This window comes from Vibrio cholerae, assembly GCF_008369605.1.
Lineage (GTDB): Bacteria > Pseudomonadota > Gammaproteobacteria > Enterobacterales > Vibrionaceae > Vibrio > Vibrio cholerae.
In genome coordinates this window covers 102,501-121,247 of record NZ_CP043554.1, presented here as the reverse complement: position 1 = coordinate 121,247, position 18,747 = coordinate 102,501, and the positions used below count along the sequence as shown (strand labels likewise).

12 protein-coding genes, 4 tRNA genes and 3 rRNA genes (1 of these 19 cut by a window edge) are annotated in these 18,747 nt (G+C 48.6%); 6 read left to right on the top strand and 13 right to left on the bottom strand.

Translation table 11 applies throughout. The annotated features are described in order from the left end of the window. Positions 1-10: 10 nt before the first annotated feature. The 6 genes from F0316_RS00630 to F0316_RS00605 form a co-directional block, all read right to left on the bottom strand. Positions 11-937 carry a bifunctional GNAT family N-acetyltransferase/hotdog fold thioesterase gene (locus tag F0316_RS00630; protein ID WP_000475471.1) on the bottom strand — a complete coding sequence of 309 codons (927 nt, stop codon included), beginning with the start codon at positions 935-937 and terminating at the stop codon, positions 11-13. A gap of 72 nt (positions 938-1,009) precedes the next feature. Continuing rightward, positions 1,010-1,444 (bottom strand): D-aminoacyl-tRNA deacylase, encoded by a 435-nt coding sequence (dtd, locus tag F0316_RS00625; RefSeq protein WP_000560961.1) that lies wholly within the window; start codon positions 1,442-1,444, stop codon positions 1,010-1,012. After that, positions 1,416-2,345, bottom strand: coding sequence for a virulence factor BrkB family protein (locus F0316_RS00620; protein ID WP_000778670.1), 930 nt, complete (start codon positions 2,343-2,345; stop codon positions 1,416-1,418). Before F0316_RS00620 ends, dtd begins: the two co-directional genes overlap by 29 nt. Before the next feature lie 26 nt (positions 2,346-2,371). Next, positions 2,372-2,902, bottom strand: coding sequence for an AAA family ATPase (locus F0316_RS00615; RefSeq protein WP_001965890.1), 531 nt, complete (start codon positions 2,900-2,902; stop codon positions 2,372-2,374). A 106-nt stretch (positions 2,903-3,008) separates the two neighbouring features. Further along, a complete protein-coding gene (gene typA, locus F0316_RS00610) occupies positions 3,009-4,838 on the bottom strand; it encodes a translational GTPase TypA (protein WP_000211151.1) in 1,830 nt (609 codons plus the stop codon). Positions 4,839-4,856: 18 nt separating this feature from the next. After that, positions 4,857-5,180 (bottom strand): hypothetical protein, encoded by a 324-nt coding sequence (locus tag F0316_RS00605; protein WP_000244708.1) that lies wholly within the window; start codon positions 5,178-5,180, stop codon positions 4,857-4,859. 144 nt (positions 5,181-5,324) lie between these two features. On the opposite strand from F0316_RS00605, the gene glnA reads away from it, so the two are divergent. From glnA to add, 6 genes are all read left to right on the top strand, one after another. Beyond that, positions 5,325-6,734 carry a glutamate--ammonia ligase gene (gene glnA / locus F0316_RS00600; protein WP_000110151.1) on the top strand — a complete coding sequence of 470 codons (1,410 nt, stop codon included), beginning with the start codon at positions 5,325-5,327 and terminating at the stop codon, positions 6,732-6,734. Between the two features lie 177 nt (positions 6,735-6,911). Further along, positions 6,912-7,502 carry a DUF4124 domain-containing protein gene (locus tag F0316_RS00595; protein ID WP_000099257.1) on the top strand — a complete coding sequence of 197 codons (591 nt, stop codon included), beginning with the start codon at positions 6,912-6,914 and terminating at the stop codon, positions 7,500-7,502. 138 nt (positions 7,503-7,640) lie between these two features. Beyond that, positions 7,641-8,699, top strand: coding sequence for a nitrogen regulation protein NR(II) (glnL, locus tag F0316_RS00590; RefSeq protein WP_002162735.1), 1,059 nt, complete (start codon positions 7,641-7,643; stop codon positions 8,697-8,699). Positions 8,700-8,708: 9 nt separating this feature from the next. Continuing rightward, complete coding sequence (gene glnG, locus F0316_RS00585) at positions 8,709-10,109, top strand: nitrogen regulation protein NR(I) (RefSeq protein ID WP_000086389.1); 1,401 nt, start codon at positions 8,709-8,711, stop codon at positions 10,107-10,109. 58 nt (positions 10,110-10,167) lie between these two features. Next, positions 10,168-12,699, top strand: a complete 2,532-nt coding sequence (gene gepA / locus F0316_RS00580) for a phosphodiesterase GepA (RefSeq protein ID WP_001128651.1) — start codon at positions 10,168-10,170, stop codon at positions 12,697-12,699. 91 nt (positions 12,700-12,790) lie between these two features. Then, on the top strand, positions 12,791-13,795 hold the full coding sequence (gene add / locus F0316_RS00575; RefSeq protein ID WP_142740433.1) for an adenosine deaminase: 1,005 nt from the start codon (positions 12,791-12,793) through the stop codon (positions 13,793-13,795). Positions 13,796-14,029: 234 nt separating this feature from the next. Here the strand turns inward: add and F0316_RS00570 are convergent. The 7 genes from F0316_RS00570 to F0316_RS00540 all read right to left on the bottom strand — a co-directional run. Next, positions 14,030-14,106, bottom strand: a tRNA-Asp gene (locus F0316_RS00570). A 75-nt stretch (positions 14,107-14,181) separates the two neighbouring features. Next, a 5S ribosomal RNA gene (rrf, locus tag F0316_RS00565) occupies positions 14,182-14,297 on the bottom strand. A gap of 129 nt (positions 14,298-14,426) precedes the next feature. Continuing rightward, positions 14,427-17,313: ribosomal RNA gene (locus F0316_RS00560) — 23S ribosomal RNA — on the bottom strand. Between the two features lie 342 nt (positions 17,314-17,655). Then, positions 17,656-17,731: transfer RNA gene (locus F0316_RS00555), tRNA-Val, on the bottom strand. Positions 17,732-17,761: 30 nt separating this feature from the next. Beyond that, positions 17,762-17,836 (bottom strand) — tRNA-Lys (locus tag F0316_RS00550). Between the two features lie 19 nt (positions 17,837-17,855). Beyond that, positions 17,856-17,931: transfer RNA gene (locus F0316_RS00545), tRNA-Glu, on the bottom strand. Positions 17,932-17,999: 68 nt separating this feature from the next. After that, positions 18,000-18,747 (bottom strand): 16S ribosomal RNA (locus F0316_RS00540) (it continues 795 nt past the right edge of the window). Together the 16S, 23S and 5S rRNA genes with 4 tRNA genes alongside form the textbook arrangement of a ribosomal RNA operon.

Sequence of the window (18,747 nt, the reverse complement as noted above, 5' to 3'; positions counted from 1 at the left end):
CTCGGTGAAGCTATGACGATTTTTGCGCCACCAACGCTTTGTAGTTCGGGATCAGCATATAGGTCCCGATAAACTCAATCGCTTCAACCTCTCCGCTGGAGATGATAACCCGTACGACAATACGTGCTTTGCGCCCTGACTCTAAGCGATCTAAATCGCCACTGATCCCATCAAGCGACGTCGATGCCACCGGATTTTGCACTACAGGGTGGCGATAACGAATATGACTATCCACCAACACAATATCCCCCTGCAGATCGCGCTCGCGCATTAATAGCCACGCCATTCCCCAACCAGTCAAGGTTGCGAGAGTAAAGGCTGAGCCAGCAAATAAAGTGTTATGTGGGTTGAGATTGGGGTTGAGCTGCGCACAGCACTGGAATTGGTAGCCCGTGTATTGCTGGATCTTGATCCCCATCTTATCGCTGATCGGAATATGCTTGCCCCAGCGATCTTGCAGTTCCGTACACCACTCCGGCTTACGCAGCACATTGGCCATCGGGTCGAGGGTTTTCACCATTTGTTGATGGCGTACCGGGCCACGTTCATCGGTTAATTCCCCCCGACGCTCAAAACCATTTTTAGCATAAAACGGAATCGCATCTTCACGGGCATTACACACTAAACGCTTGGCGCCTTCTTGGCGTGCTAAGGACTCCAAAGCGACCAAAATCAAAGACCCCATACCTTTAGAGCGGCGATTGGCTTTCACCGCCATATAGCGGATCTGCCCTTCACAATCGGGGGTAATGTAGAGACGACCAATCGCCATCGGATAGCCACGGCTGTCGACAATCATCCGGTGGTGACTCATCGAATCGTATTCATCACGCTCAGAACCGATCGGCATCCGCCACGGCTCGCGCAACATTTGCCAACGAAAATGGAAGTACTTATTGAGCTGATTATCCGTGGTCGGCGTAATAAGTTTGAACATACTCAATCCCTGAACAGGTGCCTTGCCTTACGCAAGACACGCTTGGTTATTCATTTGGTAACACGAGGCAAATTAAGCCTGTAGCCAAAACGTCACTGGCCCATCATTGATCAGTGACACTTTCATATCCGCCGCAAAACGGCCGCGCTCGGTTGGCAAAATCTGGGCACACAGGTCAGAGAAATAATCATATAACCGCTCAGCCTCTTGTGGGGCAGCGCCGCGCGAAAATCCAGCACGAGTCCCTTTTTTGGTGTCAGCTGGCAGAGTAAATTGCGACACCACTAACACACTGCCACCCACATCTTTCACGCTCAGATTCATCTTACCTTCGCTATCTTCAAACACTCGATAGCTGGTCACTCGCTCAACCAATCGCTTGGCTTTCGCTTCATCATCTTCACGTTCGACACCGAGTAGCACTAAAAGTCCCTTATCAATTGCGCCGACCACTTCACCATCAACCCGTACTGCGGCTTCACTTACTCGTTGGATCAGTGCTATCACTCTGTTTTTCCTCTACTTCATTCTTTGGTAATGGCGCAAAGTGTAGCATGTCTTGTGAGCCACTCCAGTGTTCACGCTCGCCCAAAGCAGCCGTCACCTCAGCACCCACCAACACAATTAACCAACATAAATACACCCAAACAAAGAGGATGGGAATCGCAGCAAGAGCGCCGTATATCAACTGATAAGAAGGAAACTGAGTAATATAAGCGGCAAAGCCTTTTTTGCTTAACTCAAACAAGATGGCGGCAATCAAAGCCCCCAGCATTGCATGCTGCCAGTGGACTTTTTTATTCGGCACCAGCAGATATAGACCGACGAAGGCACAGTAAGAGAGCACAAACGGCAACCAGCGTAAAAACAGGTTATACACTCCTGAAAGCGCTTCGTTATCTAAAATCTTGAGCGAAGTGATATACGAAGTCGCGGCAATACTGGCTCCAACTAAAATTGGTCCCAGCGTCAGAATCATCCAGTACATGGAAAACGAAAACACCGCGCGACGCTTCTGCTGAACCCGCCAAATATAGTTCAAATTTTTATCGATATTGGAAATCAGCATGATGGCGGCAACAAACAAAAACGCGCCGCCTACGGCAGTCATCTTGCCCGTATTGGCAACAAACTCGATTAACGCGGTTTTGACCACTTCGCCCGCCGCAGGCACAAAATGGGTGATCACAAAATCTTGGATTACTTCTCCAGCGTTCGCAAAAAGAGCAAAGGAAGAGAGGATCGACAGCAAGACCGTCAACATGGGTACCATAGACAGTAAGGTGATATAAGCCAGATAGCCGGCGTTCACATTGACTCGGTCATGGTTCATCCGTGCCAGTAAGTAACGAAAAAAGTTCAGCCCCAATCGAGCCTGCTGCTTAATAAAAGAGTGAGTCAATTTCATAGCTCATCCTTGTCAGTGGGTTGCGGTTATCCTGCCACGGATAAGGCGGTTAACACAAATGCTACACGTTGCTCAATCGATGCCATTGGCACATCAATACACTGATAACCTAGCCCTGAGTAAGTCTTCACTAACCCGTGATGAATGTGCATGGCTTCTTCGAGTGAGTATGGTCGTACTTCATCTTGTTGATAAGTGATTGCGCTGGGTTGGCACATCAACACTTGTGGATGATAGCCCGAGCTCGCTGACCAATATTTGGCAGGCACCGCCAACTCTGCGCCCAATAAGTACGCACAAATATCGGGAATCGCGCGATCCAAAAACGCCATCGACGCACTTTGCGCAGACTGTTTTTGCACCAACATGGCGTCATAGCAAAGTTCGGCAAAGGCGGGCAAATCATGCCAAGGCAAAATGCCATCCTGTTTTAAGCTTTCTTGCTCAATCAATTGGCGAGGTATTTCTGGATAGGTGGCATAGCCACGCTCTGCCAGCGCATTCAACAAAGTGGTTTTTCCAGCACCTGGGCCGCCAGAAATAATCACAATCGACATTCGATTCCTTTCCTCCAGAGTCAATTCTCTCGCAGTAAAAATAAAGCCCTTAACTGGCGACAGCTAAGGGCTTAGATGACTTATCTTACCAAACGAAAGTCAGTGATTACTTCGCATCACGAGAAGCACGCTTACGATCGTTTTCGGTCAGGAAGCGTTTACGGATACGGATGCTCACTGGCGTTACTTCTACCAGTTCGTCGTCATCGATGAATTCCAGAGCTTGCTCAAGAGACATAATGATTGGCGGCGTTAGAACCTGCGCATCGTCAGTACCCGAAGCACGAACGTTGGTCAGTTGCTTACCTTTCAGTGGGTTTACTGTCAGGTCGTTATCACGGCTGTGAATACCGATCACCATACCTTCGTAAACTTCCACACCGTGACCAATGAACATACGACCACGCTCTTGCAGGTTGAACAGCGCGTTCGTTAGCGCTTTACCCGTACCGTTAGAAACCAGAACACCGTTCACACGCTGACCGATTACGCCGCCTTTGTGTGGACCGTAGTGGTCAAATGAATGGTACAGCAGACCTGAACCTGACGTCAGAGTCATGAATTCAGTTTGGAAGCCGATCAAACCACGAGAAGGCATCACAAAATCCATACGGATACGGCCTTTGCCATCTGGAGACATGTCTTTCAGCTCGCCTTTACGCATGCCGATTTTCTCCATGATGCCGCCTTGGTGCTCTTCTTGCACGTCGATGGTGACCGTTTCAAACGGTTCCATCAGTTGGCCGTCTTCGTGCTTCAGAATAACTTCTGGACGAGATACTGCCAGCTCAAAGCCTTCACGACGCATGTTTTCGATCAGGATCGATAGGTGAAGTTCACCACGACCTGAAACGCGGAATTTGTCTGGATCTTCCGTTTGTTCAACACGCAGTGCTACGTTGTGTACCAGCTCTTTTTCCAGACGCTCAAGGATGTTACGTGAAGTCACGAACTTACCTTCTTTACCCGCGAATGGCGAGGTATTCACTTGGAAGGTCATGGTTACGGTTGGCTCATCAACGCTCAGTGGTGGCAGCGCTTCTAGAGCATTCACATCACAGATAGTGTCAGAGATTTTCAGCTCACCCAGACCAGTTACCGCAACGATGTCGCCAGCGGTGGCTTGGTCAGTTTCAGAACGTTGCAGACCAAGGTAGCCCAGAACCGTACCGATCTTGCCGTTACGCTTCTTACCATCCGCACCGATAACAGTCACTTGTTGGTTTGGTTTTACTTTACCGCGTTTGATACGGCCAACACCGATAACACCTACGTAAGAGCTGTAATCGAGCTGAGAAATTTGCATTTGCAGTGGACCATCAAGGTCAACTTGTGGCGCCGCAACGTTATCCACGATGGCTTGGAACAGCGGTTCCATGTTTTCGCCCGTTTCGCCTTCAACCAGAGTTGCCCAACCGTTCAGCGCTGAAGCATAGACCACTTGGAAGTCAAGCTGTTCGTCCGTCGCACCTAGGTTGTCGAACAAGTCAAATACCTGATCCATAACCCAATCAGGACGTGCGCCCGGACGGTCAATTTTGTTAATCACAACGATTGGCTTCAAACCGTGTGCAAACGCTTTTTGGGTTACGAAGCGAGTTTGTGGCATCGGGCCATCTACCGCGTCAACGATCAGCAGCACTGAGTCTACCATCGACATAATACGCTCAACTTCGCCACCGAAGTCCGCGTGTCCCGGGGTGTCTACGATGTTGATACGGTAATCATTCCAGTTGATGGCGGTGTTTTTCGCCAAAATGGTGATACCACGCTCTTTTTCAATGTCGTTCGAGTCCATGACTCGCTCTTCAACATCACCGCGAGACTCTAACGTGCCGGATTGCTGGAGCAGTTTGTCAACCAAGGTCGTCTTACCGTGGTCAACGTGCGCGATAATCGCGATGTTTCTTAATTTTTCAATTTGCGGAGTGGTCATCGGGGTTTGCTTCACTTTTCATTGAGGCTGGCTGCTTAAAGCAGTCGCCGAACATGGTTCAAAAACGGCCAATAATGTACCAGATTTTAGCGGAAAACCTAGAAATATGTGATCTGTCGCGCTGAAATCGTCGACTTTTTCTTCATTTCGCTCGACATCTTTACTTATCTCTAACGTTTCCGGCTTAACAGCCATTGACATCCCCAGTGATTGAGCGCGAAATAGCAAACGTTTTGGTAAAACATGGTGCAGAGCAACTGCATACGCACCATGATAGTGCAACTGAGGATCTTTTTGGTGCACAAGCTCATCAAAAAGCAAACATTCCAGCACCAAAACCATGAATTATATTGGATTTATAAACATGGCACGCTTTTCGCTTTATTAATTTCAGCATCGGTTACCTATAGTACAACGCAGTAATCTTTGCCGACTTTATTTAAGACTCGAGCCCATACCGCTTATTAACACCGGAGGTTATCCAAGATGTCAGTAGAAAATGTTTTATCGCTGATCCAAGAAAACGAAGTTAAGTTTGTTGACCTACGCTTCACAGACACCAAGGGTAAAGAACAACATATCTCTATCCCTGCTCACCAAATTGATGCTGACTTCTTCGAAGACGGTAAAATGTTCGATGGTTCTTCTGTGGCTGGCTGGAAAGGTATCAACGAATCCGACATGGTGATGATGCCCGATCCATCTTCCGCTGTGCTCGACCCATTCACTGAAGATGCTACGCTGAACATTCGTTGTGACATCTTAGAACCTGCGACTATGCAAGGTTACGATCGTGACCCACGTTCTATCGCAAAACGTGCAGAAGAATACATGCGCTCTACGGGTATCGCAGACACAGTTCTTGTCGGTCCAGAGCCAGAATTCTTCCTGTTTGACGATGTGAAATTCGCCACCAACATGTCTGGTTCATTCTTCAAGATTGACGACGTAGAAGCGGCATGGAACACAGGTACTGAATACGAAGATGGTAACAAAGGTCACCGTCCAGGCGTAAAAGGCGGTTACTTCCCAGTTGCTCCTGTTGACTCATCACAAGACATCCGCTCAGCGATGTGTTTGATCATGGAAGAAATGGGTCTGGTTGTTGAAGCGCACCACCATGAAGTGGCGACTGCGGGTCAGAACGAAATCGCGACTCGCTTTAACACGCTCACCACGAAAGCAGACGAGATCCAAATCTACAAGTACGTTGTACACAACGTTGCGCACGCTTTTGGTAAAACAGCCACCTTTATGCCTAAGCCACTGGTTGGCGATAACGGCTCAGGTATGCACGTTCACCAATCTCTCGCGAAAGACGGCGTTAACCTGTTTGCGGGTGATAAGTACGGCGGCCTGTCTGAAACCGCACTGTACTACATTGGTGGTATCATCAAGCACGCTCGCGCGCTGAATGCGATCACTAACCCATCCACCAACTCCTACAAGCGTCTGGTTCCTCACTATGAAGCACCAGTAATGCTGGCTTACTCTGCGCGTAACCGTTCGGCATCTATCCGTATCCCAGTGGTACCAAGCCCGAAAGCACGTCGTATTGAAGTTCGCTTCCCAGATCCAGCAGCTAACCCATACTTGGCGTTTGCAGCTATGCTGATGGCGGGTCTTGACGGTATCAAGAACAAGATCCACCCAGGAGAAGCGATGGACAAAGATCTGTATGACTTACCAGCAGAAGAAGCGGCAGAGATTCCAAAAGTAGCGGAATCACTGCAACAAGCTCTGCAGTATCTGGATGCAGACCGTGAGTTCCTCACTGCCGGTGGCGTGTTCTCAGATGACTTCATTGATTCTTACATCGCACTGAAGACCAAAGATGTTGAGCGCGTGAACGTTGCTGTTCATCCACTTGAGTTTGAACTGTACTACTCTGTGTAATTCTCAGTCTGTGTAAAAAATGACTTAGGTTACATCAATATTAAGGCTCGCCTCGCAGGCGGGCCTTTTGCATATTCAGTCCTTTGAGTATTCGTTTTAACATGCCGCTTACAACGTTAACCATGAGCATAAGCTCATGATCCATAAAGTGAATCATTAAGGTCATTGGGGTGATATATGTCATCGTCTCGTCTGCTATGGCTACTCATTAGTGTGCTTTGGGTACCTCAGCTCGCCGCACAAAACGTCTACACTTGGGTCGATGAAAAAGGGGTTCTGCACTTTAGTGACACGCCACAAAGTGACAAAGCAAAATCCATCCAGTTACCGGATTATGAAGCACAAGCCCCTGCGCCAAGTTTCGACTCAACGGAGCCGGTCACAACAGAAACGGAGGATGAAACAGGGCTTAGCAATGTTACCGCCTCTGAAACAGAGCTAACCGATTCGACAGCATCTCCCGCACCTCAAACTCTGGAGCCGCTAAAAATCAGTTTAATCTCACCTAAGCATGACGATACGGTACGCAATAATAGTGGCAATCTCTTCATTCGCTCTGAGCTCAATCGAAAACTTTCAATCGGTGAGCAATTGCAATTGATGATGGATGGCCGCCCCTATGGTGCCCCCACCACCCAATCAGTTTGGGAATTAAAAAATGTCGATCGCGGCACTCACACCTTTACCATTCAAGCGATTGAAAGCGGCAAGATTATTGCATCTTCCTCGATTATCACGGTGCATTTGCATCGAGCTACAGTGAAATAACCGCAAGATGTGACTATTAGCTCGATTGCCTAAGGGATTGCTCTTTTGGTTTGCACTCCCTTGCGCCATACTTGTTGGGCGATGCACCAATTTTGTGCATCACCCAACAAGCCTAAAGTTCATCGAGCGAGAATGAGTGTGAGTGCAGAATTAAGCCAAACCATCATTAATAATCAGGTCACATCAGTGCTCATTTTGGATGAGTCACTGATGATTCGCTACGCCAACCCTGCCGCTGAACAGCTGTTTTCACAAAGTGCTAAACGCTTGATGCATCAAAGCTTAAATCATTTAGTGCAACACTCCTCTCTCGATTTACAACTGCTCACGCAGCCACTCCAGAGCGGACAAAGCATTACTGATAGCGATGTCACCTTGGTAATCGATAGCAAACCCTTAATGCTCGAAGTCACCGTCAGCCCGATTTCGTGGCACAAAGAGCTGCTGTTACTGGCCGAAATGCGCACGATTGGTCAACAACGCCGGCTAACCCAAGAACTCAACCAACACGCTCAGCAACAAGCGGCTAAGTTATTGGTTAGAGGCTTGGCTCATGAAATCAAAAATCCTTTGGGTGGTTTAAGAGGTGCGGCCCAGCTTTTAGAGCGTATGCTTCCCGATCCGACCCTGATGGAATATACCCAAATCATCATCGAACAGGCAGATCGCTTGCGGGGATTGGTTGATCGCTTACTCGGCCCGCAACGACCGGGGGAGAAAAAATGGGAAAACCTTCACCTGATTTTGGAGAAGGTGCGTCAGTTGGTCGAGCTAGAAACGGGCGCGAATTTGATCTTTGAGCGCGATTATGACCCGAGTCTGCCGAATATTTTGATGGACACGGATCAAATCGAACAAGCCTTACTGAACATTGTCAGTAATGCGGCGCAAATTTTGGCTAACCAAACGCACGGCGTGATCACCTTACGCACCAGAACAGTGCATCAAGCCAATATCCATGGTCAACGTCATAAGCTCGTCGCCAGCATCGAGATTATCGATAACGGCCCCGGCATCCCTCCTGAGCTGCAAGATACGCTGTTTTATCCCATGGTGAGTGGCCGCGAAGGAGGCACAGGCTTGGGGTTATCCATTTCACAAAACCTGATCGATCAACATCAGGGAAAAATAGAGGTGCAAAGCTGGCCAGGACGCACCGTGTTTACCATTTATTTGCCAATTTTGAATTGCTGTTAAGGATTGTCTATGAGTAGAGGATACGTCTGGGTTGTCGATGATGATAGTTCCATTCGCTGGGTAATGGAGAAAACGCTCTCTTCAGCCCATATAAAATGCGAAACCTTCGCAGATGCGGAAAGCGTACTGCTGGCACTGGAGCGTGAAACCCCCGACGTTCTCGTCTCAGACATTCGCATGCCAGGGATGGATGGCATTGCTCTGCTCAATCAAGTGCACCAACGCACCCCTGAACTTCCGGTGATCATTATGACCGCGCATTCGGATCTGGATGCCGCCGTCAATGCCTACCAACAAGGTGCCTTTGAGTATCTTCCCAAGCCTTTTGATGTCGATGAAACCCTCACCTTAGTCGAACGTGCCATCGCTCATGGTCAAGAGCAGCGCAAGACATCTCATCGTCCCAGTGAAAACTATTCCGCCCCTGAAATCATTGGCGAAGCGCCGGCTATGCAAGAAGTGTTTCGCGCGATTGGTCGCTTATCACGCTCTTCGATTTCGGTATTGATCAACGGTGAATCGGGAACCGGTAAAGAATTGGTCGCTCATGCTCTGCATCGACACAGCCCTCGTGCCCAAAAGCCGTTTATTGCCCTCAACATGGCGGCAATTCCCAAAGATCTCATCGAATCTGAACTGTTTGGTCATGAAAAAGGCGCGTTTACTGGTGCCAATACCGTGCGCCAAGGTCGCTTCGAACAAGCCAATGGCGGCACTTTGTTTCTTGATGAAATTGGCGATATGCCGCTCGATATTCAAACTCGGTTATTGCGCGTGTTGGCGGATGGTCAGTTTTATCGCGTTGGCGGTCATGTCGCGATAAAAGTCGATGTACGAATCGTCGCAGCCACTCACCAAAATCTTGAAAAACTGGTTCATCAAGGCAAATTTCGTGAAGACTTATTCCATCGTCTGAACGTTATTCGCATCCATATCCCGTCACTGCGTGAACGTCGACAAGATATTGAAAAGCTCACTAAACACTTTTTAGCGCTGGCAGCCAAAGAGCTCGGAGTGGAGATGAAAACGCTCAACCCGCGCACCGTGGATATTCTAACCAAGCTCGATTGGCCGGGTAACGTGCGCCAACTCGAAAACATGTGTCGCTGGCTCACGGTGATGGCAAGTGGAAGTGAAGTGCTGCCAAGTGATCTTCCTTCCGAATTATTATCAGAAAGGAAAGCCAGCCATTTTGATAATGATATAAGTTGGCAGAAACAGTTAGAAACATGGGCAAAATCTGCACTGGCCTCCGGTGAAACCGAGTTGCTTGCCTACGCACTCCCAGAATTTGAACGTATACTTTTAGAAGCGGCACTTCACCACACCAATGGACATAAACAAGAAGCCGCCAAAGTATTGGGCTGGGGACGGAATACGCTAACACGTAAACTCAAAGAGTTATATTAAGTGTCAGCTTAACGGCCTACCCAACTTTATTGCACAGGAAGTGAGATTAGAGAAGGGTATGCCTTTAAAACGCCAAATTCGCTTAAAAACCGCCATCATACTGCCGTTTGTCTTGACCTTTCTGTTCATGATTTTGGCAATGGCGGCGGTGCAAACCTATCGTTATGAGCAAACGGTAAAAGAGCTCAGCTCTAAGAAGTTATCTTATCTGACTGATAGCATCTCACAACGCTTGTCGGACTTTCTTAATCGCCCTTTTTTTGCCAATCAGATGATTGCCTACAACGTGGGCTTTCACCATCTTTATCAGCTCAATGACGTAAGTCGAATTGAAGACTTCATTCGTGCGGCAGCCAATCCCATAGGTAACAATATCCAGCAAATCGACGTGGTCGGTTTTGGTGGAGTGAATGGTGAATATGTAGGACTGCGTCGAGATGCACCAGAGCAATACAGCCTAATGCTCAAAGATGCACGCACTGACGATAAACTAGTTATTTATCAAACTGCGGCAAAGAATGATCAATTGCGTACGGTGATTGATAACTACGATCCTCGCGTGCGGCCTTGGTTTGCCCCCGTCGCGCAGAAGCCATCGCCACAATGGTCTTCGGTTTATACCAATATGGATGAGAAGCAAGAGATCACTCTCTCCGCACTCAGCCCGGTTTTTCAGGATAAAAGATTTATTGGCGTCATGGTTTCTGATGTCAAACTCAATACGTTCAACCAGTTTCTCTCCGAACTCAAACAACGTATGAATGCTGACGTTTATGTGATGGACAAACAGCACCGCCTGATTGCCCATTCCGGTGAAGGTAGCGTGGTTTCTTGGGGGACACCGTTAAGCCCGAAAGGTGAAAGGCTGTTCGCCAGCGAGAATCGTAACCCCATCATTCGTAGCAGCGCCGAACAACTTGATCTGCAAGGCCTAAATGTGGGTACTTTTACTACCCATGTCAATCAACAGCGCTATTTCAATCAAGCCTCAGCCTTTACCGATCAATATGGCCTCACTTGGTATATCAGTGTTTCCATCGCGGAAGGGGATCTCCTAGGCAGCTTACCTGAAAATCAAAAAACCAGTTGGGCGATAGGATTATTAGTGAGCTTAGTGGGTTTAGGGCTCGGCTTAATGGCATTAAACCGCGTCGCCAACCCGATCATTTCTACCGCCTCGGCAGCAAGACAACTTGCCAATGGTGACTGGACAGCCAGCATGCCTAAGCCCGGTAAAATCTATGAGACCAGTTTGCTTGTCCAAGCCTTTATTGAGATGACCAATAGCCTCAAAGCCTCATTCAAAGCGCTACGCTCACAGTTGGTCTACGATTCTCTGACCCAACTTCTTAGCCGAGAGGGGTTAGTTGAGCATTGTCATCAAATCCCGCAACTCAACGGGGGCCTTATCCTGATTGGGATTGATAAATTTCGCGATATTAACGACAGCTTAGGTCACCATCAGGCCGATCAACTGCTTGTTGCTATTGCTCAAAGACTGAAAGTAACGTTTCCCGAGCCCGCTCTGATTGCTCGGATTGGTGGCGATGAATTTGCTATCTACCTACCCGATGTGAATCAGCAAGATGATTTAAAAAGTGTGGCTACCGATATTCTCAAGCTGTTTGCCTCTCCATTTAGCATGCCAAGCGACAATATTGCTGTGAATGTGTCGATCGGAATTGTGTACCTTGAAGAACCGAATATGACCGTTTGGCTGCGTAATGGTAGCATCGCCCTCAGTAACGCAAAGGCAGAACATACGCATATCAGTTTTTACTCACCAGAGATGGCGAATGCTTCACGCAAAAGAATGCTCATGGTCACGCAGATAAAACTGGCGCTCGATAATCAAGAGTTCGTTCCCTTCTATCAGCCGATCGTCGATTTAAATAGTGGTGAAGTATTAGGCGCAGAAGCGCTTGCTCGTTGGATTTCCCCTGAATTCGGCTTGATCCCACCCATGGATTTTATTCCGATTGCAGAAGAGAGTGGATTGATCAATGCGATTGGCGAGCAGATCTTACGTCAAGCCTGTGCTGATACCGTTCGTGGTATTGCAGAAAATAAATGGCCATCGACGTTCCATATGCATGTCAATCTATCGGTTAATCAACTCTCTCATCCCGATTTTATCGCTCAGTTACACAGCGTATTAGACGAATCCGGCCTACAGCCTGCCAACCTGACACTCGAAATCACCGAATCACGTATTGTCGATAATGACCCCGTCATCTTGCACAATATGCTTGAGTTGAAAAAAGCAAGAATACACATTGCAATCGATGATTTTGGTACAGGCTATAGTTCTCTCGCCTACTTACACAAACTTCCCTTCGATTGCCTAAAAATTGATAGAGAATTTGTCTCTCAACTCAATGCATACAATATTGAAAACAGCGTGGTAGCCGCGATCGTTAACATGACTCGCGGTTTTAAAGTCGAGCTGGTCGCTGAAGGCATAGAGACTCAAGAGCAGGTGGATTTACTGAACCAACTCGGTTGCCCTCGCGGGCAAGGCTTCTTATTCAGTAAACCAATGGCCTATCAGGATTGGCCAACAGATCTGGTTAACATGAAGCAAAGTTAAACAAAATAAGTCCTTTTCTTTCTTTTGCTTAGCTGACAGTCCGTGGATTGGTTTTTATACTTAACGGCAAATACTGATAAGGACAACAATAATGATAACTTCATCACTCCCTTTAACGGATTTGCACCGTCATCTTGATGGAAATATCCGCACCCAAACCATTTTGGAATTAGGACAAAAATTTGGCGTTAAGCTACCCGCAAACACGTTAGAAACTCTTACCCCTTATGTACAAATTGTCGAAGCAGAACCCTCTCTGGTTGCCTTCTTATCCAAACTAGACTGGGGCGTAGCGGTACTAGGCGATCTTAATGCTTGCCGTCGTGTTGCCTACGAGAACGTCGAAGATGCGCTTAACGCCCGTATTGACTATGCCGAGCTACGTTTCTCTCCTTATTACATGGCCATGAAACACAGCTTACCTGTTGCAGGAGTGGTAGAAGCTGTTGTCGATGGAGTCCGCGCTGGTGTACGTGATTTTGGTATTCAAGCCAACCTTATTGGCATTATGAGCCGCACCTTTGGTACCGATGCTTGCCAACAAGAGCTCGACGCCATCCTAAGCCAGAAAAATCACATTGTGGCAGTCGATCTCGCAGGTGATGAATTGGGGCAACCCGGTGACCGCTTTATCCAACATTTTAAACAAGTCAGAGATGCAGGATTGCATGTGACAGTTCACGCAGGTGAAGCGGCAGGTCCAGAAAGCATGTGGCAAGCGATCAGAGACCTGGGCGCTACAAGGATTGGTCATGGCGTCAAAGCCATCCATGATCCAAAACTTATGGACTATCTCGCCCAGCACCGGATCGGTATCGAATCATGCCTGACTTCCAACCTACAGACGAGCACGGTGGATAGCCTAGCCACACATCCTCTTAAGCGTTTCTTAGAGCATGGTATTTTAGCCTGCATTAACACCGACGATCCTGCTGTAGAAGGGATTGAACTACCTTACGAATATGAAATCGCAGCGCCTCAAGCAGGCTTAAGCCAAGAGCAGATATGTCAAGCTCAGCTCAACGGTTTAGAGTTGGCCTTCCTCTCTGATTCAGAGAAAAAAGCGCTTCTAGCCAAAGCGGCACTACGCGGTTAATCAATCACATAGCATTATTCGAGCCGATGCAAAAGCATCGGCTTTTTATTACTCGATGTGGCTATGCAACAAGGCGATAAACTAGAACTATTAAACAGAGAATCAGCAGTTTGGGATGATTGAACATCGTAGAGGATGAGTACTGGGATAGGCGATAAGCGGTGATTAAAATCTGGCGTTCAATGAGTTCCAGATAGCAAAAAACCCAGTCCTAAGACTGGGTTTCGTAATAAGTGGCGGAGCGGACGGGACTCGAACCCGCGACCCCCGGCGTGACAGGCCGGTATTCTAACCGACTGAACTACCGCTCCGCTGTCTGGTTAGACGTTTCGTCTACTTTTTTTGCTTTTAGATTTTTCTTAAATATCTAAAAACAACAAGTTAAAGCCTGGCGATGTTCTACTCTCACATGGGGAAACCCCACACTACCATCGACGCTGTTTCGTTTCACTTCTGAGTTCGGGATGGAGTCAGGTGGGTCCAAAACGCTATGGTCGCCAAGCAAATTCTGTTTTTGATTTCACTTTTTCTTAAAAAGTGATAACCAACAATTCTGGAAAGCTGTTTTCGTTCTCACACACATTCTTATGCGCTTAGCTTTGAGTCCACTACAAAACCCCTTGGGTGTTGTATGGTTAAGCCTCACGGGCAATTAGTACAGGTTAGCTCAACGCCTCACAACGCTTACACACCCTGCCTATCAACGTTCTAGTCTCGAACAACCCTTTAGGATACTTAAAGTATCAGGGAAGACTCATCTCAGGGCTCGCTTCGCGCTTAGATGCTTTCAGCGCTTATCAATTCCGAACTTAGCTACCGGGCAATGCGTCTGGCGACACAACCCGAACACCAGAGGTTCGTCCACTCCGGTCCTCTCGTACTAGGAGCAGCCCCCTTCAATCTTCCAACGCCCACGGCAGATAGGGACCGAACTGTCTCACGACGTTCTAAACCCAGCTCGCGTACCACTTTAAATGGCGAACAGCCATACCCTTGGGACCGACTTCAGCCCCAGGATGTGATGAGCCGACATCGAGGTGCCAAACACCGCCGTCGATATGAACTCTTGGGCGGTATCAGCCTGTTATCCCCGGAGTACCTTTTATCCGTTGAGCGATGGCCCTTCCATACAGAACCACCGGATCACTATGACCTGCTTTCGCACCTGCTCGAACCGTCATTCTCGCAGTTAAGCGGGCTTATGCCATTGCACTAACCTCACGATGTCCAACCGTGATTAGCCCACCTTCGTGCTCCTCCGTTACTCTTTGGGAGGAGACCGCCCCAGTCAAACTACCCACCAGGCACTGTCCTCAACCCAGATAATGGGTCTAAGTTAGAACATCAAACATACAAGGGTGGTATTTCAAGGACGGCTCCAACGCAACTGGCGTCACGTCTTCATAGCCTCCCACCTATCCTACACATGTAGGTTCAATGTTCAGTGCCAAGCTGTAGTAAAGGTTCACGGGGTCTTTCCGTCTAGCCGCGGGTACACTGCATCTTCACAGCGATTTCAATTTCACTGAGTCTCGGGTGGAGACAGCGTGGCCATCATTACGCCATTCGTGCAGGTCGGAACTTACCCGACAAGGAATTTCGCTACCTTAGGACCGTTATAGTTACGGCCGCCGTTTACCGGGGCTTCGATCAAGAGCTTCGCTTGCGCTAACCCCATCAATTAACCTTCCGGCACCGGGCAGGCGTCACACCGTATACGTCATCTTGCGATTTTGCACAGTGCTGTGTTTTTAATAAACAGTTGCAGCCACCTGGTATCTGCGACTCTCGTCAGCTCCATCCGCGAGGGACTTCACCATCAAGAGCGTACCTTCTCCCGAAGTTACGGTACCATTTTGCCTAGTTCCTTCACCCGAGTTCTCTCAAGCGCCTTGGTATTCTCTACCCGACCACCTGTGTCGGTTTGGGGTACGATTCCTAACTATCTGAAGCTTAGAGGCTTTTCCTGGAAGCATGGCATCAATGACTTCACTGCCGTAGCAGCTCGACGTCGTGTCTCAGCCTTAAAGAGAGCCGGATTTACCTAACTCTCAAGCCTACGCACTTGAACCAGGACAACCGTCGCCTGGCCCACCTAGCCTTCTCCGTCCCCCCATCGCAATAGTCAGAAGTACGGGAATATTAACCCGTTTCCCATCGATTACGCCTTTCGGCCTCACCTTAGGGGTCGACTCACCCTGCCCCGATTAACGTTGGACAGGAACCCTTGGTCTTCCGGCGAGGAGGTTTTTCACCCCCTTTGTCGTTACTCATGTCAGCATTCGCACTTCTGATACCTCCAGCAAACCTTACGATTCACCTTCAACGGCTTACAGAACGCTCCCCTACCCAATATCTAAAAGATATTGCCGCAGCTTCGGTGTATTGCTTAGCCCCGTTACATCTTCCGCGCAGGCCGACTCGACTAGTGAGCTATTACGCTTTCTTTAAATGATGGCTGCTTCTAAGCCAACATCCTAGCTGTCTGAGCCTTCCCACATCGTTTCCCACTTAGCAATACTTTGGGACCTTAGCTGGCGGTCTGGGTTGTTTCCCTCTCCACGACGGACGTTAGCACCCGCCGTGTGTCTCCCGGATAGTACTTACTGGTATTCGGAGTTTGCAAAGGGTTGGTAAGTCGGGATGACCCCCTAGCCTTAACAGTGCTCTACCCCCAGTAGTATTCGTCCGAGGCGCTACCTAAATAGCTTTCGGGGAGAACCAGCTATCTCCGAGTTTGATTGGCCTTTCACCCCTAGCCACAAGTCATCCGCTAATTTTTCAACATTAGTCGGTTCGGTCCTCCAGTTGATGTTACTCAACCTTCAACCTGCCCATGGCTAGATCACCCGGTTTCGGGTCTATATCCAGAGACTGAGCGCCCAGTTAAGACTCGCTTTCGCTACGGCTCCCCTATACGGTTAACCTTGCCACTGAATATAAGTCGCTGACCCATTATACAAAAGGTACGCAGTCACACCACGAAGGTGCTCCTACTGCTTGTACGTACACGGTTTCAGGTTCTATTTCACTCCCCTCACAGGGGTTCTTTTCGCCTTTCCCTCACGGTACTGGTTCACTATCGGTCAGTCAGGAGTATTTAGCCTTGGAGGATGGTCCCCCCATATTCAGACAGGATATCACGTGTCCCGCCCTACTCGATTTCACGCTCGATGAAGCGTCGGTTACGGGGCTATCACCCTGTATCGCCAAGCTTTCCAGCTTGTTCACCTACTTCACCGAGTGCTTAAGGGCTAATCCAGGTTCGCTCGCCGCTACTACCGGAATCTCGGTTGATTTCTTCTCCTCGGGGTACTTAGATGTTTCAGTTCCCCCGGTTTGCTCTGTTAACCTATGTATTCAGTTAACAGTAACTGCTTATGCAGTTGGGTTTCCCCATTCGGAAATCGCAGACTCAAACGGCTCTTACTGCCTTATCTGCGCTTATCGCAAGTTAGTACGTCCTTCATCGCCTCTGACTGCCCAGGCATCCACCGTGTACGCTTAGTCACTTAACCATACAACCCGAAGGAGTTTCGGGTTGTTGTTTAAACAACCTAAGTTGTCTCGCGTTTAATTTACATGAGTGCGAGACAGATTTTGCCGGACTCAAATTTGAACAAGACCGAAGTCTTATTCGATACCAAGCACACTTGAATGTGTTGTTGGTGTTTATCTTTCGATAAACATTGAGAACTTTACAAACAACAATAATTTGTTGTTTTGTCAGCTTTCCAAATTGTTAAAGAGCAAAGTACTTCTTATCACTAAGAGCCACTTTTTAAGGACTTTCGGCGGCAAAAATCCGAACCACGCAGTGTTGGGTGGTTTGGAAATGTATTCCAAAAATGCTTAAAGAGTGGTGGGCGATACCGGGTTCGAACCAGTGACCCCCTGCTTGTAAGGCAGGTGCTCTCCCAACTGAGCTAATCGCCCACATGTTTTACTTCCTGTGGATGAAGGAAATGGTGGGTCGTATAGGATTTGAACCTATGACCAATTGGTTAAAAGCCAACTGCTCTACCACTGAGCTAACGACCCATTAACTTCTCAAGGGAAGTGGTATCCCGTAGGGGAGTCGAACCCCTGTTACCGCCGTGAAAGGGCGGTGTCCTAGGCCTCTAGACGAACGGGACACTAAGATACTCTTCTCTAATCTAAACCGAATCAATCTGTGTGGACACTCATCACGATAATCTTCGTGTAAGGAGGTGATCCAGCGCCAGGTTCCCCTAGCGCTACCTTGTTACGACTTCACCCCAGTCATGAACCACAAAGTGGCAAGCGTCCTCCCGAAGGTTAAACTACCTGCTTCTTTTGCAGCCCACTCCCATGGTGTGACGGGCGGTGTGTACAAGGCCCGGGAACGTATTCACCGCAACATTCTGATTTGCGATTACTAGCGATTCCGACTTCATGGAGTCGAGTTGCAGACTCCAATCCGGACTACGACGTACTTTGTGAGATTCGCTCCACCTCGCGGTATCGCTGCCCTCTGTATACGCCATTGTAGCACGTGTGTAGCCCTACTCGTAAGGGCCATGATGACTTGACGTCGTCCCCACCTTCCTCCGGTTTATCACCGGCAGTCTCCCTGGAGTTCCCACCATTACGTGCTGGCAAACAAGGATAAGGGTTGCGCTCGTTGCGGGACTTAACCCAACATTTCACAACACGAGCTGACGACAGCCATGCAGCACCTGTCTCAGAGCTCCCGAAGGCACTCCAGCGTCTCCGCTAGATTCTCTGGATGTCAAGAGTAGGTAAGGTTCTTCGCGTTGCATCGAATTAAACCACATGCTCCACCGCTTGTGCGGGCCCCCGTCAATTCATTTGAGTTTTAATCTTGCGACCGTACTCCCCAGGCGGTCTACTTAACGCGTTAGCTCCGAAAGCCACGCCTCTAGGGCACAACCTCCAAGTAGACATCGTTTACGGCGTGGACTACCAGG

What these genes read in the sequence shown, in the direction of transcription:
- gepA (WP_001128651.1), top strand. Translation starts at nt 10,168, where the DNA reads ATGCCTTTAAAACGCCAAATTCGCTTAAAAACCGCCATCATACTGCCG.
- add (WP_142740433.1), top strand. Translation starts at nt 12,791, where the DNA reads ATGATAACTTCATCACTCCCTTTAACGGATTTGCACCGTCATCTTGAT.
- glnG (WP_000086389.1), top strand. Translation starts at nt 8,709, where the DNA reads ATGAGTAGAGGATACGTCTGGGTTGTCGATGATGATAGTTCCATTCGC.
- F0316_RS00595 (WP_000099257.1), top strand. Translation starts at nt 6,912, where the DNA reads ATGTCATCGTCTCGTCTGCTATGGCTACTCATTAGTGTGCTTTGGGTA.
- F0316_RS00620 (WP_000778670.1), bottom strand. Translation starts at nt 2,345, where the DNA reads ATGAAATTGACTCACTCTTTTATTAAGCAGCAGGCTCGATTGGGGCTG.
- F0316_RS00615 (WP_001965890.1), bottom strand. Translation starts at nt 2,902, where the DNA reads ATGTCGATTGTGATTATTTCTGGCGGCCCAGGTGCTGGAAAAACCACT.
- typA (WP_000211151.1), bottom strand. Translation starts at nt 4,838, where the DNA reads ATGACCACTCCGCAAATTGAAAAATTAAGAAACATCGCGATTATCGCG.
- glnA (WP_000110151.1), top strand. Translation starts at nt 5,325, where the DNA reads ATGTCAGTAGAAAATGTTTTATCGCTGATCCAAGAAAACGAAGTTAAG.
- F0316_RS00630 (WP_000475471.1), bottom strand. Translation starts at nt 937, where the DNA reads ATGTTCAAACTTATTACGCCGACCACGGATAATCAGCTCAATAAGTAC.
- F0316_RS00605 (WP_000244708.1), bottom strand. Translation starts at nt 5,180, where the DNA reads ATGGTTTTGGTGCTGGAATGTTTGCTTTTTGATGAGCTTGTGCACCAA.